This is a genomic window from Pseudomonas sp. BGI-2 (assembly GCF_004310295.1).
Lineage (GTDB): Bacteria > Pseudomonadota > Gammaproteobacteria > Pseudomonadales > Pseudomonadaceae > Aquipseudomonas.
Genome location: NZ_SISB01000001.1, coordinates 42,299 through 60,317 on the forward strand (window position 1 = coordinate 42,299; position 18,019 = coordinate 60,317).

Annotated in this window: 13 protein-coding genes and 1 pseudogene; 5 read left to right on the forward strand and 9 right to left on the reverse strand. The window is 58.7% G+C overall.

Annotation, left to right across the window (positions count from 1 at the left end; genetic code table 11):
- The first annotated feature begins 58 nt into the window (after positions 1-58).
- Both EYC95_RS00195 and EYC95_RS00200 read left to right on the forward strand, forming a co-directional pair.
- Entirely contained in the window at positions 59-355 is a 297-nt protein-coding gene (locus EYC95_RS00195; RefSeq protein ID WP_131058548.1) for a hypothetical protein, read from the forward strand.
- 460 nt (positions 356-815) lie between these two features.
- Positions 816-1,292 (forward strand): hemerythrin domain-containing protein, encoded by a 477-nt coding sequence (locus EYC95_RS00200; RefSeq protein ID WP_131058549.1) that lies wholly within the window; start codon positions 816-818, stop codon positions 1,290-1,292.
- A gap of 129 nt (positions 1,293-1,421) precedes the next feature.
- Here the strand turns inward: EYC95_RS00200 and EYC95_RS00205 are convergent, their stop codons facing one another.
- Positions 1,422-1,958: a hypothetical protein gene (locus EYC95_RS00205; RefSeq protein ID WP_131058550.1), complete on the reverse strand. Its 537-nt coding sequence runs from the start codon at positions 1,956-1,958 to the stop codon at positions 1,422-1,424.
- A 163-nt stretch (positions 1,959-2,121) separates the two neighbouring features.
- On the opposite strand from EYC95_RS00205, the gene EYC95_RS00210 reads away from it, so the two are divergent.
- A complete protein-coding gene (locus EYC95_RS00210) occupies positions 2,122-2,355 on the forward strand; it encodes a hypothetical protein (RefSeq protein WP_131058551.1) in 234 nt (77 codons plus the stop codon).
- A gap of 12 nt (positions 2,356-2,367) precedes the next feature.
- Here EYC95_RS00210 and EYC95_RS00215 read toward each other — a convergent pair whose 3' ends face one another.
- Positions 2,368-4,290, reverse strand: coding sequence for a PAS domain-containing sensor histidine kinase (locus EYC95_RS00215; RefSeq protein ID WP_131058552.1), 1,923 nt, complete (start codon positions 4,288-4,290; stop codon positions 2,368-2,370).
- A gap of 145 nt (positions 4,291-4,435) precedes the next feature.
- Between EYC95_RS00215 and EYC95_RS00220 the strand changes: the two are divergent.
- Positions 4,436-5,183, forward strand: a pseudogene (locus tag EYC95_RS00220) (DJ-1/PfpI family protein).
- On the opposite strand, the gene EYC95_RS00225 reads toward EYC95_RS00220, so the two are convergent.
- The 3 genes from EYC95_RS00225 to EYC95_RS00235 form a co-directional block, all read right to left on the reverse strand.
- A complete protein-coding gene (locus tag EYC95_RS00225; RefSeq protein ID WP_131058553.1) occupies positions 5,164-6,060 on the reverse strand; it encodes a zeta toxin family protein in 897 nt (298 codons plus the stop codon). The pseudogene EYC95_RS00220 and the gene EYC95_RS00225 overlap by 20 nt on opposite strands.
- 128 nt (positions 6,061-6,188) lie before the next feature.
- Positions 6,189-8,468 (reverse strand): ATP-dependent DNA helicase, encoded by a 2,280-nt coding sequence (locus EYC95_RS00230; RefSeq protein ID WP_131058554.1) that lies wholly within the window; start codon positions 8,466-8,468, stop codon positions 6,189-6,191.
- Complete coding sequence (locus EYC95_RS00235) at positions 8,465-10,069, reverse strand: VRR-NUC domain-containing protein (RefSeq protein ID WP_256656893.1); 1,605 nt, start codon at positions 10,067-10,069, stop codon at positions 8,465-8,467. Before EYC95_RS00235 ends, EYC95_RS00230 begins: the two co-directional genes overlap by 4 nt.
- A 235-nt stretch (positions 10,070-10,304) precedes the next feature.
- On the opposite strand from EYC95_RS00235, the gene EYC95_RS00240 reads away from it, so the two are divergent.
- Positions 10,305-10,529: a YgdI/YgdR family lipoprotein gene (locus EYC95_RS00240; RefSeq protein WP_109631133.1), complete on the forward strand. Its 225-nt coding sequence runs from the start codon at positions 10,305-10,307 to the stop codon at positions 10,527-10,529.
- A gap of 117 nt (positions 10,530-10,646) precedes the next feature.
- Here EYC95_RS00240 and EYC95_RS00245 read toward each other — a convergent pair whose 3' ends face one another.
- From EYC95_RS00245 to EYC95_RS00260, 4 genes are all read right to left on the reverse strand, one after another.
- Positions 10,647-11,009, reverse strand: a complete 363-nt coding sequence (locus tag EYC95_RS00245; protein ID WP_131058556.1) for a hypothetical protein — start codon at positions 11,007-11,009, stop codon at positions 10,647-10,649.
- 215 nt (positions 11,010-11,224) lie between these two features.
- On the reverse strand, positions 11,225-13,078 hold the full coding sequence (locus EYC95_RS00250; RefSeq protein ID WP_131058557.1) for a polyurethanase: 1,854 nt from the start codon (positions 13,076-13,078) through the stop codon (positions 11,225-11,227).
- Between the two features lie 96 nt (positions 13,079-13,174).
- A complete protein-coding gene (locus tag EYC95_RS00255) occupies positions 13,175-14,863 on the reverse strand; it encodes a polyurethanase (protein WP_131058558.1) in 1,689 nt (562 codons plus the stop codon).
- 24 nt (positions 14,864-14,887) lie between these two features.
- On the reverse strand, positions 14,888-17,959 hold the full coding sequence (locus EYC95_RS00260; RefSeq protein ID WP_131058559.1) for an autotransporter serine protease: 3,072 nt from the start codon (positions 17,957-17,959) through the stop codon (positions 14,888-14,890).
- Positions 17,960-18,019 lie beyond the last annotated feature (60 nt).

The following is an 18,019-nucleotide window of genomic DNA, read 5'->3' on the forward strand; positions in this document are numbered from 1 at the left end:
TTCCACTGTGGCAACGACGCCGTTTAAAAGGGACCTCGGAAAAATTAAGGTGCCGGTCATGATTCACTGTTCAACCCCCGATCAAATCAAAGCCTGCCGGGCGTTCGCCCTGGAGTCCAACCGCCAGATGTTCGAAGAAGCCCAGTCACTGAGCCGCTGCGCCTTTGAAATGCTTGAGGCCGGCGAAATGGACCTGGAACTGTTTGATCGCTATCAGGCGATGCGCAGGAAGGCTGATCTGAAATTCCAGGAAGCGATTGAGCACGTGCGATTGCTCAACGAAGACTTTCCGCCGATCCCGATGTCCGTGAACAACTCTCACCGGTTGCGCCAGCCGCTCGAAGACCGGGTTTGAGCCTGAAAACATGGCTGCTCCTGATGCCAGTGGTTCAGAAGCGGCACATAACCTGTGGCGAGGGGGCTTGCCCCCGTTGGGTCGCGAAGCGGCCCCAAAACCTGCGACCGCGATGAGTCGGCACACGGCACGCGGTGATTTTACGACTGCTACGCAGCCGAACGGGGCGGTGCAACGTTTCGCTAAACCCCATCGCCACAGGTCGCAGTTCACAGTTCACAGTTCACAGAGTGTCCCGCCTCAGTAAGGAAAAACACCACGCCGCGAACTGCATGAATCAACTTCCGGACTCATGCAGCCTGCACGACCTCAATTCGCCATCAGCCATCTCAACTCATTGTTTTTTTAGGTGCTGACTAAAGCCCCGTAGTCGGCACGACAAATGCTCCAGGTCTATGAGCGACCTACGGCCATGAGACCGTTTGCGCCCATCCCCGTGACTATTTGAGAGATTCGAACCATGAACGCCATCGACCTGTTGAAAGCCGACCATGAACGCGTAAAGGGCATCCTGAATCAGTTGAGCGAGTCCACCGAGCGTGGTGTTAAAAAGCGCACTGAGCTGCTGGCCAAGCTTGAAATGGAAATCGCCATTCATACTCGCCTCGAAGAGGAAGTCTTGTACCCGGCGTACAAAAAGGCGGGAGGCAAGGAACAGGACGTCATGTATTACGAAGCCAAGGAAGAGCACCGCACCGTGGATTCGCTGGTGCTGCCGGACCTGAAAGTCACCGACCCTTCCACCCCGGAGTTCGCCGGCCGAGTGAAAGTGGTCAAGGAACTGCTGGAACACCACATCGAAGAAGAGGAAACAGAAATGTTCCCTCAAGCCAAAAAGCTGCTGGGCAAAGCCACGCTGGAAGAGTTGGGGGCGCAGATGGAAACGCTTAAGGCGCAGTACAAGAAAGAAATGAGCACACCCAATATGGCGGCTTGATTCGGTTGGCTGATGTAAAAAAGCCCGGCAAATGCCGCAACACTGTTCACTTAGGCACAGATGTTCGCCTGAAGATAAGGGAACAGCATTACGGCAGATGCCTGGTGCCTGGCTTTTTATTTTTGCGTGTCAGCCGCCCGGGTTGGTCACCTGGATGTAAACCGCGTAGCTGCCCAGCAATACCCAGAAGGTTGCGAAAATCCACGGCGTGCGCACCGAAAACAGCAGCGATTTACGGTAACCCTTGTGGGACGATTCCATCTCACTGAACAGCGGTGATTCATCGTACGCCAGCCCCATCCATGGCTCGCTGCGCAATAACTCACTCTGTTTGAAGTGCCAGTGATCGATGATGTCGTAGGCCGCACGAATACCCGGCCAGGCGTTCAGCGAACTGAGCAACCCAAGCAGCGCGAGGAACGGTGGCACCACCAGAGTGAAGAGTTTTCCCCACTCGGGATTAAGGTTGGACATGCAGGAGGCGAAGGCAATCACCAAAAACGATTGCGCGGCCAGGTAAGCATCTGTTCGATTTGCGAGGATGCTGGTTTCGTACTGGATTTCACGACGGTAGAAATCCAGGCGCTCCTTGGGCGATCCGAACATCTTGGCGTTGTGTTCGGTCATGGCTTCTTCGGCGGGGTGTTCGGTCAGTATTCTGGGCACAAGCATCACACGTGGACTGGGAAAGCATCTGACGAAACCTTTCTGGGCAAAGTTCAGCTGGATTTAATGCGCCTCCAATGGCTTCCGGTCGGAGAAAAAAACCTCGAACGGCGCCCCTCCGCCGTGGTCCTCCAGAGACAGAGGCAGATTTCAAGGACTGCGCATGGACCATCTCGATTGGGTGCAATGGCCAGCGATGCTGATCACAGTGCTGGCGGCGTGGCTGATCGGCTCGCAAAAACCTTCGCGCAGGGTATGGGGCTTCAGCTGCTTTATCGTCAGCAACCTCTTGTGGGTGATTTGGGGTTATCACACCAACGCCTATGCATTGATCGTGTTGCAGTTTTGCCTGTGTGCCATGAACCTGCGCGGTTTCAAGAAGAACGCGGACGGTTGAGCGAAACGCCGCTCACTTCATGGCCAAGGCAATGACTTCCACCAGATTGAGTTGGGTAAAGGGTTTGGACAAGCGCGGGAGCTTGGTGGCGAAACCTTCCAGGCGCTCGGCATAGCCTGTGGCGAGGACAATCGGCAGGTCGGGTTTCAAGGTCCGGATGGCCTGCGCCAATTGCGCGCCGTTCATTTGTGGCATGGCCATATCGGTGATGACCAGGTCAATATTCTGCTCGACGTCAAACTGCTCAAGCGCTTGTGCACCGGACACCGCGCTGATCACCCGGTGGCCGAGGTCCTCCAGCAACAGGCCGGTACTGGTCAACACCAGGGTGTCATCGTCCACAACCAATACGCACAACTGAGGCACCGGCGGCGCTTCTACTTCCGCTGCAGCGGGCTTGGCGACCGAAGTAGCCGTAGCGACAGGTATCCACAGTTCGGCGACAGTGCCGATGTCCTTCTGGCTCTTGAGAATGAATCGCCCGCCCAACTGCTCGATAAAGCCATGAACCATCGACAACCCCAACCCCGTGCCTTTGCCGACCCCTTTTGTGGTGAAAAACGGGTCCATCGCCGAAGCCAGGATGAGATCATCCATGCCCTCGCCTGTATCGGTGACACTCAGGCAGACATATTGGCCAGCCGGCAGCAGCAAAATTGATTGGTCGAGGACGTCTTCTGTCCTGGCGCTGATGACGATTTTACCGCCGTTGGGCATGGCATCCCGGGCGTTGGTGGCCAGGTTCAACACCGCCAGTTCGAGTTGATTGACATCAGCCATGACCGGTACGAGGTCAGGGAAAAAGCGTGTTTCGAGCTGCACGGCAGGTCCGAGGGAGCTGCGCAAGAGTCCAGTGATCCCCTCTACCAGCGCGGGTATCTCGACGGATTCGGACTTGAGTTCCTGACGCCTGGCGAACGCTAGCATGCGTTGGGTCAGCGATACACCGCGCAAGGCACCCTGGGTGGCGTTGTCCACCAATCGAGTGACTTTCGGATCCTCTCCCACGCGTTTGCGCACGATTTCCAGGTTGCCAAGGATGACGGTCAGCAGATTATTGAAGTCGTGGGCGATCCCGCCACTGAGTTGTCCAATCGCCTGCATCTTCTGCGCCTGGAACAGCGCCTCTCGAGTTCTTTCCAGATCCTTCTGAGCTTGCGTGGCCTCGGTGATGTCACGGGTAATCTTGGCGAAGCCCAACAACGTGCCGGTTTCGCCCCAGATCGGATCGACCATGACATGGGCAAAAAACCGCGTTCCGTCCTTGCGCACGCGCCAGGCCTTGTTTTCAAAGCGCCCCTCGCGCATAGCCGTTTCCAACGCGCGTTGCGGTTCACCGGCTTCGCGGTCTTCGGGGGTGTAGAAGATTGAAAAATGCTGACCAATGACTTCTTCGGGACGGTAACCCTTGATCCGCTGGGCCCCCAGATTCCAGTTGGTCAGGCGTCCATCCGGGGCAAGCATGTAGATGGCGTAATCAGTGACGCTTTGAACCAGCAACCGAAACTGCTGCTCGCTTTGCTTGAGGGTTTCTTCGGCCATTTTGCGGTCGGTAAGGTCCCGGGTGATCTTGGCAAAACCCAGCAACTTGCCCGACGGATCGATAATCGGATCGATCACCACATGGCACCAGAAGTGCGTACCGTCCTTGCGAACCCGCCAGCCTTCACCCTCGAAACGACCCTCGCGAATCGCCGTATCCAACGCACACTGGGGCTTACCGGCGCGGCGATCCTCTTCGGTATAGAAGCGTGAAAAATGCTCACCGAGAATCTCCGCCTCCTCGTACCCCTTGAAACGCCTGGCGCCGGAGTTCCAACTGGTAATGATGCCGTCGGGATCAATCATGTAGATCGCATAGTCCACCACGGCATCAATCAGCAGGCGAAAACGCATTTCCTCGATGGAGTAGGTTTTGGACTTGTTATCACTCATCGATCACACCTGTGATTGTTGTTTTTATGGAGTATGCGACAAACCGTCGGTTTGGAAAGCCAGAAAACGGTCGTGCACTGGAGCATAACGCTCAGACCACCTATTCTCGACGCCAATCGCCATTTCTGGCCGATTCAAGGCGCCCATGATCCTGATTCTGTTGCCCACCTCTGACTACGATCCCACTGAGAGCAGCGTTCCATGGCAAGCCATGCGCCAGGCCGGCATCGAGGTGTGTTTCGCGTCACCCGAGGGCTTGCCCGCCTACGCCGACTCGCGCCTGGTGGATATCGGCTTCGGTCCATTGACCCCGTTGCTGATGACGCGCAAGGCCGACCTTGCAAGCTACGCCCGGATGACCGAAGACCCGTCATTTCGCAAACCGCTGTCCTATGACGAAATCGACCCCAGCGAGTTCCAGGGGCTGCTGATTCCTGGCGGGCATGCCAAGGGCATGCGCAGTCTGTTGGAGTCCGAGCAGGCCCGACGGATCGCGCTGCACTTTTTCACGTCCGACAAACCGGTGGCAGCGGTCTGTCATGGCGTGCTGTTGCTCGCCCGCACGCTCGACCCCGATTTCGGGCTTTCGGTGTTGCAAGGTCACCGCACTGGTGGCCAACACCATGGAGCTGCCAGCCTGGGTAACTACCGCCGCCTGGCTCGGGCGCTACTACCGAACCTATCCTCAAACCGTCGAAGCGGAAGTCACCGCCGCCCTGTCCAGCCCGATGGATTTCCTGCGAGGTCCCGCCATGGCGGTACGTGATTCGGCGGAACAGCCACAACGAGGTTTCGTCGTCCGCGATGGCCAGTTGCTGACCGCTCGCTGGCCGGGAGACTGTCATCTCTTCGCCGCCGAATGGGTACGCCTGCTTAGCGGTTCACGTATTTGACGATGTAGGCGTACAGATCGTTGTAGACAAAGTCAGGGACAACCTGGGCGTACGTTTGAGTTTTGAATAACGCCAAGTGGCATTCTTTTACCACCTCATCACGATCATTCAGGGTGTCGACCTGATTATTGATGATGCTGCCATAGGCGCTGTATACCGTCGGCGCCGTTGATGGCGTCACGTCAGCGGTTGTGGTGTAGGAGATATGAGCACGGGAGACTCGCTCTTTCAGCGCGCCAAATCCACGTTCATACACCGTGATTTGCGAACCATTGACGGCTTTCGAGGCGGTTTCGAAGCCCAGGATGATCGCTTGCACATTACTCATGCCGGCCTCCAGCGCCGATAACGGGACAAACCTCTCGAGTTCGCAATTTTCCAGGCTTTTGAAGGCTCTTTTGATGCTGGATACGTGAGCAAACTCTAGCGTGCAGCCGACAATATGCGTCTCGAATTGATAACAGGCTGCTGTCGCCAGCGGTGGAAACGCAGCGAAATCGAGGCTATCGAACGCACACTCCATAATGATGTTGTATTTGAGGGTAAAGGCTTCGGTGAAGATTTTGGCGCTGACTTCTCGGACGAAGGCTTCCGTATGTTCATACGCATGCAGGACGCCGAGTTTGATCATCTCCGCGTATTGGGGGTGTTTTTGTCGGTATTCGGGCAGGTAGAGACGAACATATTTGTCGTAGCGCCGGGTCGGCAGGAGTTTGTTTTCCAGCAAAAAGGTTTTGCCCGACCCTTGCAGCCCGGCAACCACCAGAATCTTGGGCGTTACCTCGGCCGTGATACCACGGAACAGCGTGGTTTTGATTTCATTGAACGCTGCAGTGACCTGCTCAGGGGTGTAAGCGTAATTCGGTGCGGGGGACATGCCTTGATTTCCTTATCAAAGAACTGGCAGAAAGTGACTGCCTGTCCTTTTAATAAAGCGGTGTTTCGCCAGTTGTTCAAATGAGCGTGTTTTTCAAGGTATGTCACTGTTTTAAAAAGTAAAAGATCCTACGTAACAGAGTGAAAATGCGTCTGCTCAACCGACCACCAGCGCGGCAGCAATTGTTTGACTTTGCTGTCGCCAAACCGGTCATCAATCAACATCACCACCCCTTGATCCTGCTGAGTGCGGATCACCCTTCCTGCCGCCTGCACCACTTTCTGCACGCCTGGATAAAGATAGGTGTAGTCATAACCGGCGCCGAAAATCGCCGCCATTCGATGCTTCAACTGCTCGTTGACCGGATTGAGTTGCGCCAGCCCCAGGGTGGCAATGAACGCACCGATCAGGCGGGCGCCGGGCAAGTCGATGCCTTCACCGAACGCTCCGCCCAGTACCGCAAAACCAACGCCTTGGCTGTGCGCGGTGAACTGATCGAGGAAGGCCTGACGCTGCCCTTCGGCCATTCCCCGGGACTGCGACCACAAGTTGATCTGCGGGTGTCGTTCGGCCAGTAACTGTGACACTTGCTGCAAATAGTCGAAGCTGCTGAAAAACGCCAGGTAGTTGCCGGGGCGTTGGCTGAATTGCCGGGCGATCAGTTCGACAATTGGTTCGAGGGACGCTTGGCGGTGAACGAATCGGGTCGATATCTGGCTGACGATGTGCACTTTCAACTGGTCGGCATGGAACGGTGATTCGACATCAATGCACACCGTGTTCGACGGCGTACCCAGCAGATCCGCGTAGTAATGCCGAGGGCTTAGCGTCGCAGAAAACAGCACCGTGCTGCGCGCAGCGATCAGGCGCGGGCGGATGAAACCGGCCGGCACTACGTTGCGCAGACACAGTTGCGACAGGTTCTGTTTGCGTTCGAGGTCGCGCTTGCTGATGTCGAACAGGAACTGCTCGTCGAAGAGCTCGGCCACGCGACAAAACTGCAGCATGTCGAAGTAAAAACTCTGCAAGGCGCTGTCCAGGCCCTGGGGATGATCGTTGAGATAATCGCCGATGCTCGCGCTGCACGAAGACAGGGCCTGGAGGAGTTTTTCCGGGGCCTTGTCATAAGCCTGATACGCGGCGAGTTGCAGATTGTGCAGGGCATTCCACTCTCGATTGACCCGCTGCAACGGTTTTTTCAGCGCGTCCGGGGCGGTTTTTCGCACCCCGTTGAGGGTCGATTGGTCGAGCGTGGCGCTGTACATTTGCCGCCCGCGCTCCACGAGGTTATGCGCCTCATCCACCAACACCGCGACCCTCCAGTTATTAGCCTGAGCCAACCCGAACAGCAGCGCACTGAAATCGAAATAGTAGTTGTAGTCGGCGACCACCACGTCTGCCCAACGGGCCATTTCCTGGCTCAGGTAATAAGGGCAAACCTCATGCGCCAATGCCACCTCGCGCAAAGCGTTCTGGTTAAGCAGGCTCAGCTCACTGGCGGCCTGACGGGCGGCCGGCAAACGATCATAAAAACCTTGGGCCAACGGGCACGATTCTCCGTGACAGGCTTTGTCCGGGTGCTCGCAGGCCTTGTCCCGGGCGATCATCTCCAACACCCGCAGCGGCGGCGCATTGGCGCTTTCAAGGATCACTTGCGCGGCGTCCAGTGCCAGTTTGCGCCCCGGCGTTTTCGCCGTGAGAAAGAACACCTTGTCCAATTGCTGCGACGCCAGGGCCTTGAGCATCGGAAACAGCGTGCCAATGGTCTTGCCAATGCCGGTCGGCGCCTGGGCCATCAGGCAACGACCGGTGCTGACCGCTTTGAACACCGACTCCGCCAAGTGCCGTTGCCCTGGACGGAAGTCGGCATGGGGAAACGCCAATTGCTGCGCCGCACGATTACGGCCTTCGCGATGAACCATTTCCTGCTCGGCCCACTGCAGGAACAGCCCGCAATGATGCTCGAAGAACTGCTCCAGCTCGCCGGCGCTGAAGGCCTCGACCAGGCAGGTTTCCTTTTCGCTGACGATATCGAAGTAGACCAGCGCCAGATTGATTTGTGCCACCTCCAGCTTCTGGCACATCAGCCAGCCGTAGACCTTCGCCTGCGCCCAGTGCAGTTGTCGGTGGTTGGCCGGTTGCTTGCTCAGGTCGCCGCGATAGGTTTTGACTTCTTCCAGGCAGTTTTGCGCCGGGTCATAGCCGTCCGCCCTGCCCTTGACCTTCAAGGTTTTGTACAGGCCTTCGAGGGCGACTTCGCTTTGATAACCCTCACATCGACGCGAGGCAACGGTGCGGTGCCCGACGATGCCCTCCAGGGCGGTCGGCGACGGGGTAAATCGCAGGTCGAGGTCGCCGACCTTGGCGGTGAATTCACACAGCGCCCGCACCGCAATGCTATAGCTCAAGCGCTCTGCTCCGCCCATTGCACATAGCAGACGGCGATCGGCATCTGATGTTCGTGACAGAACTCCAGCCAACGCAATTGGTTGTCTTGCAGGCGATCGCCGGGGCCTTTGACTTCGATCATGCGGTAGGTCTTGTGCTGCGGCCAGAACTGGATCAGGTCCGGCATGCCTGCACGGTTGGCCTTGATATCCAGCAGCAGGCGATTGAACCAGTGCTTGAGGTGTTCGGCCGGCAGGCAATCGAGGGCCTGGTCCAGCAGTTCTTCGCTCAGCGCGCCCCAGAACACGAAGGGTGACTGCACGCCCCACTTGGCGAGATAACGTTCGCGGATGGTCTGGATATAGCGACCGTCATCGAGTTCGGCCAGACAAGCCTGAAACACATCCGCCCGACGTGCATGAAAATCTTCATTGAGCAGGTCCACCGGTCCGCGCTGGAATGGGTGGAAAAATGCCCCCGGCAACGGTGCAAAGATCGCCGGCCAGCACAGCAGCCCGAACAGCGAGTTGATCAGGCTGTTCTCGACGTAATGCACGGGCGCCGAATCCTCCGCCAGATGCGCCTGGACGTAAAACTCAACCGACAACGCCAGATCGGTCCTGGGCAATTGAAGGTCCAGTCGCAGCATTTCCCGAGGGGATGGCCGCTTCATCGCCGGGCCGCCCAGCTTGCGCCGCAGTCTGGGCAACACACGCAGCACATGCTGATGCTCGGTGGCACTTTCCGGCGATTGCTCCGCGTGCGTGGCCAGATGCAGGGCTAACTGATATTCACCGCAGCGCTCCAGCACACGAATAAGGCGCACGCGTGCGCCGGGGTAGGCGCAATCGCGATAAATAGTCAGCGCCGTGGAGAAATCCGCCATGCGTTCGCAGTGCTGACCGATCTGGAACAACAACTTGCCCCGACGTCGTTGCAGCCACGGGTTGTCGAGTACCAGCCCGTTGATCTGTTCGACGATGGTCGCCACCGCCTCGCCGGCCTCGAAACGCTGCTGGCAGTGGTGCAGGAACAGGCAGGCCTCCACGTCTTCGCGGCAGCGCAAGCCCCGGGACTCGGCGCAGAATTCGACTTTCTCATAGGTGAAGATGCCAAGATCGGCCAGCACGAACTCCGACCAGTCCTGGTAAAGGTTGCCGAAGAACATAAGACGCAAGCGGTCACACAGCTCCTTGATGGTCAGCGTGAACAGCCGGTCGCTCAGTTGCGGGCACCATTGCGCGAAGCTTTGTGCCTCGCAAAATTGCTCGCTGAGGGACGCCAGCCATTCGGTCTTCTTGCCTTTCGGTTGCTCGATGGCAGCACCGAAGCAGTGAAGAATCTCGGCCTTGAGCAGAACGTCGAACAGTTCCTCGATCTGCAGCGGCGACTGATCAGAGATCCAGCCTGCCGCCCGCAACGGCTCGGCGGCGCTGGCGATGTCCCCGATCTCGATGTAACTCAATTTACCGGCCCTGAAATGCAAACCCTTGCGCATCACCATCCTGACCAGCAGTGCCCGGGACTCACGGGGTTGCTGACTGAAATCGCGGATGAAGGCTTGTTCCTCGACGCTCAGCACATCGGCATAGCGATGCTCAAGCCAATCAAGTACTTGCATGAAGTTGTTCAAGTAGTAGAACGGGTCGTCGAGAGGATTTACAGTCACAGGAAAAAAGGGCCATGGCAGCGAGTACTGGTTATGCGTACAGATACCAGCTACGGCGCATCCGGTGCAAACGGAAAAGGATAAGCGGCGACGCTATTTGGCTATTTTCGCGTGGCCATCGAACTTTCTGCCGATCCATGGCACCAACCGGCATAGCGGCTTTTTTTAGCATTTTTGAGAGGTGGGTATGAATATCAAGACTCTGGGTTTGCCCTTGGCAGCGGCGGCCTTCCTGGCCCTGGCCGGTTGCTCGACGCCAACGGTCGTGACCCTGCAGAACGGCACCCAGTATTTGACCAAGGACATGCCGAAAACCAAGACCAAGGACGGGTTTTACGAGTTTGAGGATATTTCTGGCGCGAAAGTGAAGGTCAATGCCAACGACGTGGCCACGGTTCGCGAGGAAGACTGAGGACCGCGTCATCGTTCTTCGCGAGCAAGCCCGCTCCCACAGGGGGATTTTCAGCGTTTACAAAATCCCTGTGGGAGCGGGCTTGCTCGCGAAGAGGCCCTCACAAACACCGGAAATCTACGGCATCCACGGCGTAGTGTTATCGCAGGAGATGAACTTCCCTCCCCGCAACCTCAGTTCTTCATGAATCTTCTTACAGCGCTCGTAATCCTGCTGCATCGCGTGATCGATGCTGATGTTGCCAGTGATCTCCGGTTGCTTTTCCCCCGAACGCAAAGTCAAAAAGGGTTCTTCCGGCTGGAGCTGGAAACGGCTTTTCTCTTCCAGGGGTTCAACGGTTTCCGGCGATGCAGGTGCCGGCAGTTGATCTGGCGTCATGCCATAGCGGCTCAAAATCGAGCTGTGAGGCAATTCTGCGGCGGCACTTGTGGATAACAGAGCCAGTGCCAAACCGATGATGTGCCTCTTGCTGTTACTCACGTTCTTTAATCTCCTGATCCAGTACTCAATCCTGTTGTTGCAAGGTATTGGAGTCCGCAGGTGACTGTCGGGTCACGTGTTCAGGCAGGTTTACCGCGTTATCGTTTTTCGCGGGCAAGTCGGGACGCCGAACCGCTCGCTCCTACAAGGAATCGCACACCCCTGTAGGAGCGAGCCTTGCCCGCGAAGAGGCCCTCGCCGGCGCCACATCACTGTCAGGCAATAACAATCCCTGAGCCAGACAGACTATCCAGCCCAACCCCCACCAACGTCACCGAATCCGCGCCAAACGTCAGCACCGTATCCTGCCCCACTGTCGTGGCATGAGCCCGATAGTCATCATTCGGCGTTACGCCCTGAACCCCAAGAAATACCAGCTTGTCGTTCGCCTGATACCCATGGACCCGATCCTGACCAAACGCACCGCTGAACAGGAACGTATCAATCCCGCCCCCCGATTCCATCAGGTCAGTCCCTGCCCCGCCCACAAACACATCGTTGCCCTGGCCGCCGATCAAATGATCGTTGCCGTCCAGGCCGAACAACCAATCGCCCGTCGCATCCGCCTTGAGCGTATCGGCCCCCGCGCCGCCCTTCGCCGATGACGCGTACTGGGTCAGGTTGTTGCCGACGGCAAGGCCATTGGCCGTGACGCTGTGCGTCACGTCATCCTTGAACAGCCCCCACAAGAACCCCGGCTCCTTGGTGACAATACTGCCAATGTCCCGGGTGATGCTGATGCCGCCGTTGGCATCCCGGACGTAGAGGTTGCCGGCACCGTCATTGGCAAAGCCGAAGCTTTTAACCGACTGCTGCAAGTCCAGCACGTTGCTGCCCTTGCCACCCAACAGGATGTTGTAGCCGCTACCGTCACGGAAACTGTCGTTACCGTCGCGCCCCTCCAGGTAGTCATTCCCCTTGCCGCCCTGAATCAGGTCGTTGCCGTCGCTGCCGATGATGAACGTGCTGCCCTTGTGGGTTTCAGCGTTGCGATTGAGGTCCTGAACCCAGGTGTTGGCGCGCGCCGGGTCCGAGAGATTGGCGACGATGATCGTCGAATCTTTGCTGGTGAGGTCGTAGAACTTCGATTCGATCACCCGGTTCATGCCGTCGCCATAGGCGGTCGGCAGGTGCGAGATCCAGGTCGGGATGTTGAGGATGGAAAACGGCAGCACATTCCACGCCGTCGAGGCGTAGTGGTCGTTGAAGCTGACGATATTATCGGTCGCCGAGGCCTTGGCGGCATCGTGTACGCCCACCGACGACAGGTTGAAGGATGAACCGTCGAGGGCTCGAAACACCGGGTCGTTTTCATAGCCGACGTTGAGCACTTTGTCGGTGCTGCTCTGGGTCGGGGACGCGTAGGCGATGTAGTTGGAATCCTTGTAGAACCCGGACCACTTGTCCGTGCTCAAGTCCGCCAGGCTGTTGACCGCCAACCCGCCGAGGCTGTGGCCGCTGACCAGCACGTTGTTGCCCGACAGGCCATTGGCCTGGGCAAATGCCATGACGTCGCCGAGCAAATTGCCGAAGGCTTCGCCCACATAGTTTTTCGCATAATCCTTGGGGCCGAACGCTGCCAGTAGATCGTTGATCACGTCGCCGAACGAGTCGCTGATCAAGGTTTCCCGCGGGCCGCTGGTGCCGCGAAAGGCGATGCCGATTTCAGTGAGGTGCCCCTGGGCATCGTACTTGCCGAGGATCTCGACCTGCGCGCTGGTGTACCCGGCCTTCTCGCCGAAGAACGTTCCGCGGGCGTCGACCTTGCCGTCATAGCCCAGTTGCGAGGCCGTGATGGGCGTCCAGCCGGCTTTTTGCACGGCCTCCAATGCGGCTTTTTCCGAATCGGGGTTCCACGGAATGCCGGGGATCACGCCCTGGGAATCGGTGCCGCCCAGCAACGCGGTAACCAGGGTGGCCGGCAAGCCAAGGCCGAAGCCGTTGTGCTGGTAACCCGTGGCAAAGCCATTGTCGAGGTTGTGATAGGAATACAGCGTGATCGCCATCGCGTCGGTAAATAACGCTTTGGAATCGGCTGTGCCGAAGTTTTTGTAGTCATACACACCCATGGGTATTGCCTCTCTTTTGTTGGAATTGTCAGAGATAGCTCACAACCAGGACGCCTCGTTCACGAGGCGCCCCGGAGCATTTAGTGCATGCAGCCTTTACGCAAACGTGATGCCTGAAACCGACAGGCCGTCCAGTCCCACCCCGACCAGGGTCACGGCAAAATCGCCCACCGTCAGCACCGTGTCATGGCCCGACTGCGAAGCGTGTTGCTTGTAGTCATAACCCTGCCCCGCGCCCTGAACGCCCAAAAACACCAGTTTGTCGTTGCCCTGGTAGCCATTGATCGCGTCGAAACCGAAGGCGCCGCTGAACAGGAACGTGTTGTTGCCCCCCGAGGTGTGCATCACGTCATTGCCCGCGCCACCGACGAAGGTCACCTGGCTTTTGTCGCTGCGCAGCAGATCGTCGCCGGCATTGCCGAACAGCCAGTCGCCGTCGACGCTGGCCACCAGTGTGTTGCCGTAGGCGTCACCGCTGAGCGAGTGGTTGTAGTGGGTCAGTTCATTGCCGTTGAGCAAGCCGTTGGCGGTGACGCTGTAAGTCACCTCCTTGCTTCCCCACCACGAACCCGACTCCTTACTGACCAGCGCGCCGATGTCGCGGGTCATGCTGATACCGCCATAGGCATCACGCACGTACAGCGTGCCGTCGCCGTCGTTGGCAACGCTGAAGTTCTGCAACGGCTTCTGCAATTCGAAGGTGTTGCTGCCCTTGCCGCCCAGCAGGATGTTGTAGCCGCCGTCATCGCGAAACCGGTCGTTGCCGTCGCGACCTTCGATGAAGTCATTGCCGGCACCACCCTTGAGCAGGTCGTTGCTGTCGGTGCCGATTATGAAGGTGCTGCCGGTGTGGGGCTCGCCGCTGCGACCCAGGTCCTCGACCCAGGTCTTGCCCCGGGACGATTCCGCCAGGTTGGAGACGATCAGCGTCGAGTCCTTGTCGGTGAGGTCGTAGAAACGCGAGTCGATCACCCGGTTCAAACCGTCGGCATAGCCCAACGAGCCATGAGCCGACCAGTTCAGCGGATTGAGGATGCTGAACGGCACCAGGTTCTGCGAGGTGGACGCGTACTGGTCATTGAAGTTGACGATGTTGTTGGTCGCCGATTCCTGATGGCCGTCGTGCTTGCCCAGGGAACCACTGCTGAACGTGGTGCCGTCGAGCACCCGGAATACCGGGTCGTTTTCGTAGCCGATGTTCAGCACGTTGTTGCCGGTGGCGCTCTGGGTTGGTGAGGCAAACGCGATGTAGTTGGCGTCCTTGAAAAAACCGCCCCAGTTGCTGCCGCTCAGCTCGGCGAGGCTATTGACCCCCAGCCCACCGAGGCTATGGCCGCTGACCATCACCTCCTTGGCGCTCAGACCATGGGCGATCGAAAACGCGGCAACGTCCTTGAGCAAGTTGTCGAAGGCGTTTTTCGCATAGTTCGTCGCGTAATCCACCGGGCCGACGGCGGCCAGCAGGTTGTTCTTCATGTCGCCGAAGGTGTCGCTGTAACCCAGGCCGCCGGTGCCACGGAAGGCAATGCCGATACCGATCAGCTTGCCCGCCGCGTCGTACTTGCCTAGGACTTCAGCTTCGGCGCTGGTGAAGCCGTCCTTCTCGCCATAGAAGGTGCCCTGAGCGCCGACCTTGCCTTGATAACCCAGCTGCTTGGCGCCAATCGGCGCCCAACCGGTGGCCGGCAGCGGCTGGCCGGTTGGCGTGTACGCATACAGCGTCAGCGCGATGGCGTCGCTGTACAACGCTTTGCCGTCCGCATTTTTGTAATCAAACAGTCCCATGTTGTTTGCTTCCTTTGCGTGAAATCAGAACTGCCAGTCGAGTGTCAGACCTACACCGTGGTCTTTCTCGTTGGAGCCCAGCAGTCCGTTGTAATCCAGGCTCACCCGCACATCCTGAGCCACCGCCAGACCCGCGCGCGCACCAATGACGGCGGCGTTTCGATCCAGGGACACGCTCTGCACGCTGAACCCGGTGTTGCCATTCACGAAGCCCAGATGATCTTCGGAACGGGTGTTGCTCAGGTTGTGCTGCCAGCCCAGGGTGCCTGACAGTTCCAGCTGCTGTTTATCCGACAGCGCAATGGCTTTGCTCGCCCGCACACCGAGGGTCGAGAGCACGGCGTCACGGTTGTCTTCGCCACCTTTGAGCGCTGCGGCATCACCCTTCTCGGTGAAGCTGTCGCGGTTGAGGTGCACGTAAGCCAGGTTGGCGAACGGTTCCAGTGCCAGCGTTTGCAGGTCCAGGCGATACGCGGCTTCGGTGAACAGTTGAGCGGTGGTCGCATCGCGTTTGGATTTCTGTTTGCCGCTGACGTCTCCGAATTGCAGGTCACGTTTCACGTCGATGCGATGCCAGCTGTAATCGCCGCCGACGCTCAAGCGCAGTGCATCGATTTCATGGCCCAGGTAGGCACCCAAGTGGTAGCTGTCGACGGAGGCCGATGAATGCGTGCCATCGCCCATGCTCAACGAACTGTCGCTATATCCAGTAACGAAACCCAACCGCGTATCTTCAGCAATCAGACCGTCAACACCGGCCAGTAAGCCGCCGATGGAGCTGTTGGAACTGGCGTTGTCATGCCCTCCATCGCTCTTGCCCCAGGCGCCAAGGACTTTGACCCAAGCGTTGCTGCGGTCATCGGTCGGTGCCGCGGCATCGAACAGCTCACGCTCACGCAGACGTTCGCCAACAGCGTCGCGCAAGTAACGACTGTCGTTGATCAGCAACGTGCCGATCGCCGGATGAATCTCACCGGACAGTTGCTGGAACGCTTGTTGCGCGACGGCGGCGGTCGGTGAAAGCAGCAGGGTTTCATAGAGCGGATTGCCCGCGCCCAATTGCTCGGCGGCAGCCGCGACAGCGCGTTGGTTCGGGGTTTGGCCGACGCTGGCGAAGGATGCGGCGTTACGTTCTACCGCCAGTTGGATGCCATTGGCCGAGTAGTCGAGCGTGCCGCCGATGAACAGGTAGTCCGGCAGCACCGCACCGAAACGGCCTTCGATCCCGCCGGCCGCTTGCAGAATGTTGTATTGGTTGCCAAGCAGGGATTGCACTTCGCTGGTGGTCAGCAAGGTCGGGCTGTTTTCCAGGGACAGGCTGACGGTGGCGTCGTCGATCACGGCTTTACCGCCCGCGATGATCTGGTCGCTGCTGGTTGGCGACAACTCTACGGCGTAAGTCGAGCCACGCTCGAAGGTCACGTCGCCCGCTACCTGCAGGGTGCCGATGGAATTGCCGGGCGCCACGGTGCCGCCGCTTTTCGCGGTCAATGCGCCGATGCGGCCGTTACCGCCGAGGATCCCGCCGTCGTTGACGGTGACAGCCGAGAGCAGCGAGCCATTGATGGCCAATCGGCCCTGATTGACCAGCGTCGGGCCAGCGTAGGTGTTGGCGCCGGTCAGCACCAGCGTGCCGACGCCCTGCTTGGTCAGGCCGCCATGGCCGGAGATGTCGTTGCGCCAGACGTCCAGTCCGCAATGCACATCGTTGCACACCCGTTCGGTCGGTTTGCCCGCGTCGATAATCGCGCCGATGCCCGGCAAGTCCGCCACAAACTGACTGGAACCGTAGGCCCCCTGGATGCGGAACTCCTCGGGAATGTCTTGCTCGGTGACAAACATCCCCGGGCCATCGATGCCTTTGCGCAGGTTGATCATGCCCCAGCCGTACAGCGCGTCGACACCCGGTGCGCCCATGTCGGTGGCCGTGGTACGCAACACGCTGGCAACCTGGGCACCGGTCATGTACGGAAAGCGTTCCATCAACACCGCCACCGCACCCGCGACGTGCGGTGCTGCCATGGAGGTGCCGTTTTTGTTGGCGTAGCCGATGGTCATGTTATCGGCATTGGTGCCGCCGATCACCGCGCTGAAAATCTTGCTGCCCGGTGCCGACACGCAGAAACTCGCGGTGTAGCCGCAGCGCGACGAGAAGATGCTGATGTTGTAGAGGTCCGGGCTGTTGAGGTCCGGGTTCTTCTGCAAGGCCGCGACGGTCATCCAGTTCGGCGCGATTTCCGGGACGAAATAGCCCAGGCCGGCAATGGCGTCCGGGTTATTCAGGTTGTAGTCGTTGCCGGCAGCGAAGATCGTCACGATGCCGCTGCGAGCGGCCGCAATCGCACCGTCATACGCGCCACCCTGGCGGGTGCCGAGGATGGGCTGGATCTGATTGAACTGCAGTCGCGCGTCCTGCACGGTGAAATGCGGATACGCCGGGTCGCGCCCGCCCAGATCGAAGCGATCGGTGATGCCGATGCCCCAACTGTTGTTGATGATCCGCGCACCGCTGGCGATCAACGCATCCCAACCGGCCTTGTACACCGCACCGTCGTTGCCGAGGATGATGCCGTCTTCAGGGCCCGGGTCGCCGTTGTCGGCGCTGATGATTTGCGCGTTGTACGCCACGCCGTGCATCGGGTTGCCGTCGCGGCTGCCTGCGGCAATCCCGCCGACGTGAGTGCCGTGGGAACCGAGCTTGCCGTCGTAGCCGACCGAGGGCGAACCGTCATACAAAAACGCATCGCCGGCTTTGACCGGGATGTACGGGTCGGTGTATTCGCGGATACCGCTGGTGACCAGAGTCACCACTTTGTTGGCACCGGAAAATTCCGGGTGCTGGGCGTAAACCGGTTGATCGAAGATTCCCAGCTTCACGCCCTTGCCGCTGTAACCGGCAGCGTAGGCTTCCTGAGCGTTGATGGCGCCCAGGCCCCAGTCAGCGTTGAACTCAGCGCTGCGCCAACTGTTGGGGTCGCCTGCTCTGCCGTTTTCCACGTAGGGCGCTGCTTGTGCGGTACCTATTGAGGTTAATGCGCAGAGCAGAGCGCGGTTGAGGGTTTTCAAGGCGAATAGGTTGTTGTTCTTAACTTTCATCCAGCGACCATCCTTAGTTGTCTTGCCAAAATCCCTGTGCCTTAAAAAGCACACTTCTAT

Excerpts from the sequence above, each read along its gene's own strand:
- EYC95_RS00195 (WP_131058548.1), top strand. The coding sequence starts at position 59 with ATGATTCACTGTTCAACCCCCGATCAAATCAAAGCCTGCCGGGCGTTC.
- EYC95_RS00200 (WP_131058549.1), top strand. The coding sequence starts at position 816 with ATGAACGCCATCGACCTGTTGAAAGCCGACCATGAACGCGTAAAGGGC.
- EYC95_RS00210 (WP_131058551.1), top strand. The coding sequence starts at position 2,122 with ATGGACCATCTCGATTGGGTGCAATGGCCAGCGATGCTGATCACAGTG.
- EYC95_RS00215 (WP_131058552.1), bottom strand. The coding sequence starts at position 4,290 with ATGAGTGATAACAAGTCCAAAACCTACTCCATCGAGGAAATGCGTTTT.
- EYC95_RS00225 (WP_131058553.1), bottom strand. The coding sequence starts at position 6,060 with ATGTCCCCCGCACCGAATTACGCTTACACCCCTGAGCAGGTCACTGCA.
- EYC95_RS00235 (WP_256656893.1), bottom strand. The coding sequence starts at position 10,069 with ATGCAAGTACTTGATTGGCTTGAGCATCGCTATGCCGATGTGCTGAGC.
- EYC95_RS00240 (WP_109631133.1), top strand. The coding sequence starts at position 10,305 with ATGAATATCAAGACTCTGGGTTTGCCCTTGGCAGCGGCGGCCTTCCTG.
- EYC95_RS00250 (WP_131058557.1), bottom strand. The coding sequence starts at position 13,078 with ATGGGTGTGTATGACTACAAAAACTTCGGCACAGCCGATTCCAAAGCG.
- EYC95_RS00255 (WP_131058558.1), bottom strand. The coding sequence starts at position 14,863 with ATGGGACTGTTTGATTACAAAAATGCGGACGGCAAAGCGTTGTACAGC.
- EYC95_RS00260 (WP_131058559.1), bottom strand. The coding sequence starts at position 17,959 with ATGAAAGTTAAGAACAACAACCTATTCGCCTTGAAAACCCTCAACCGC.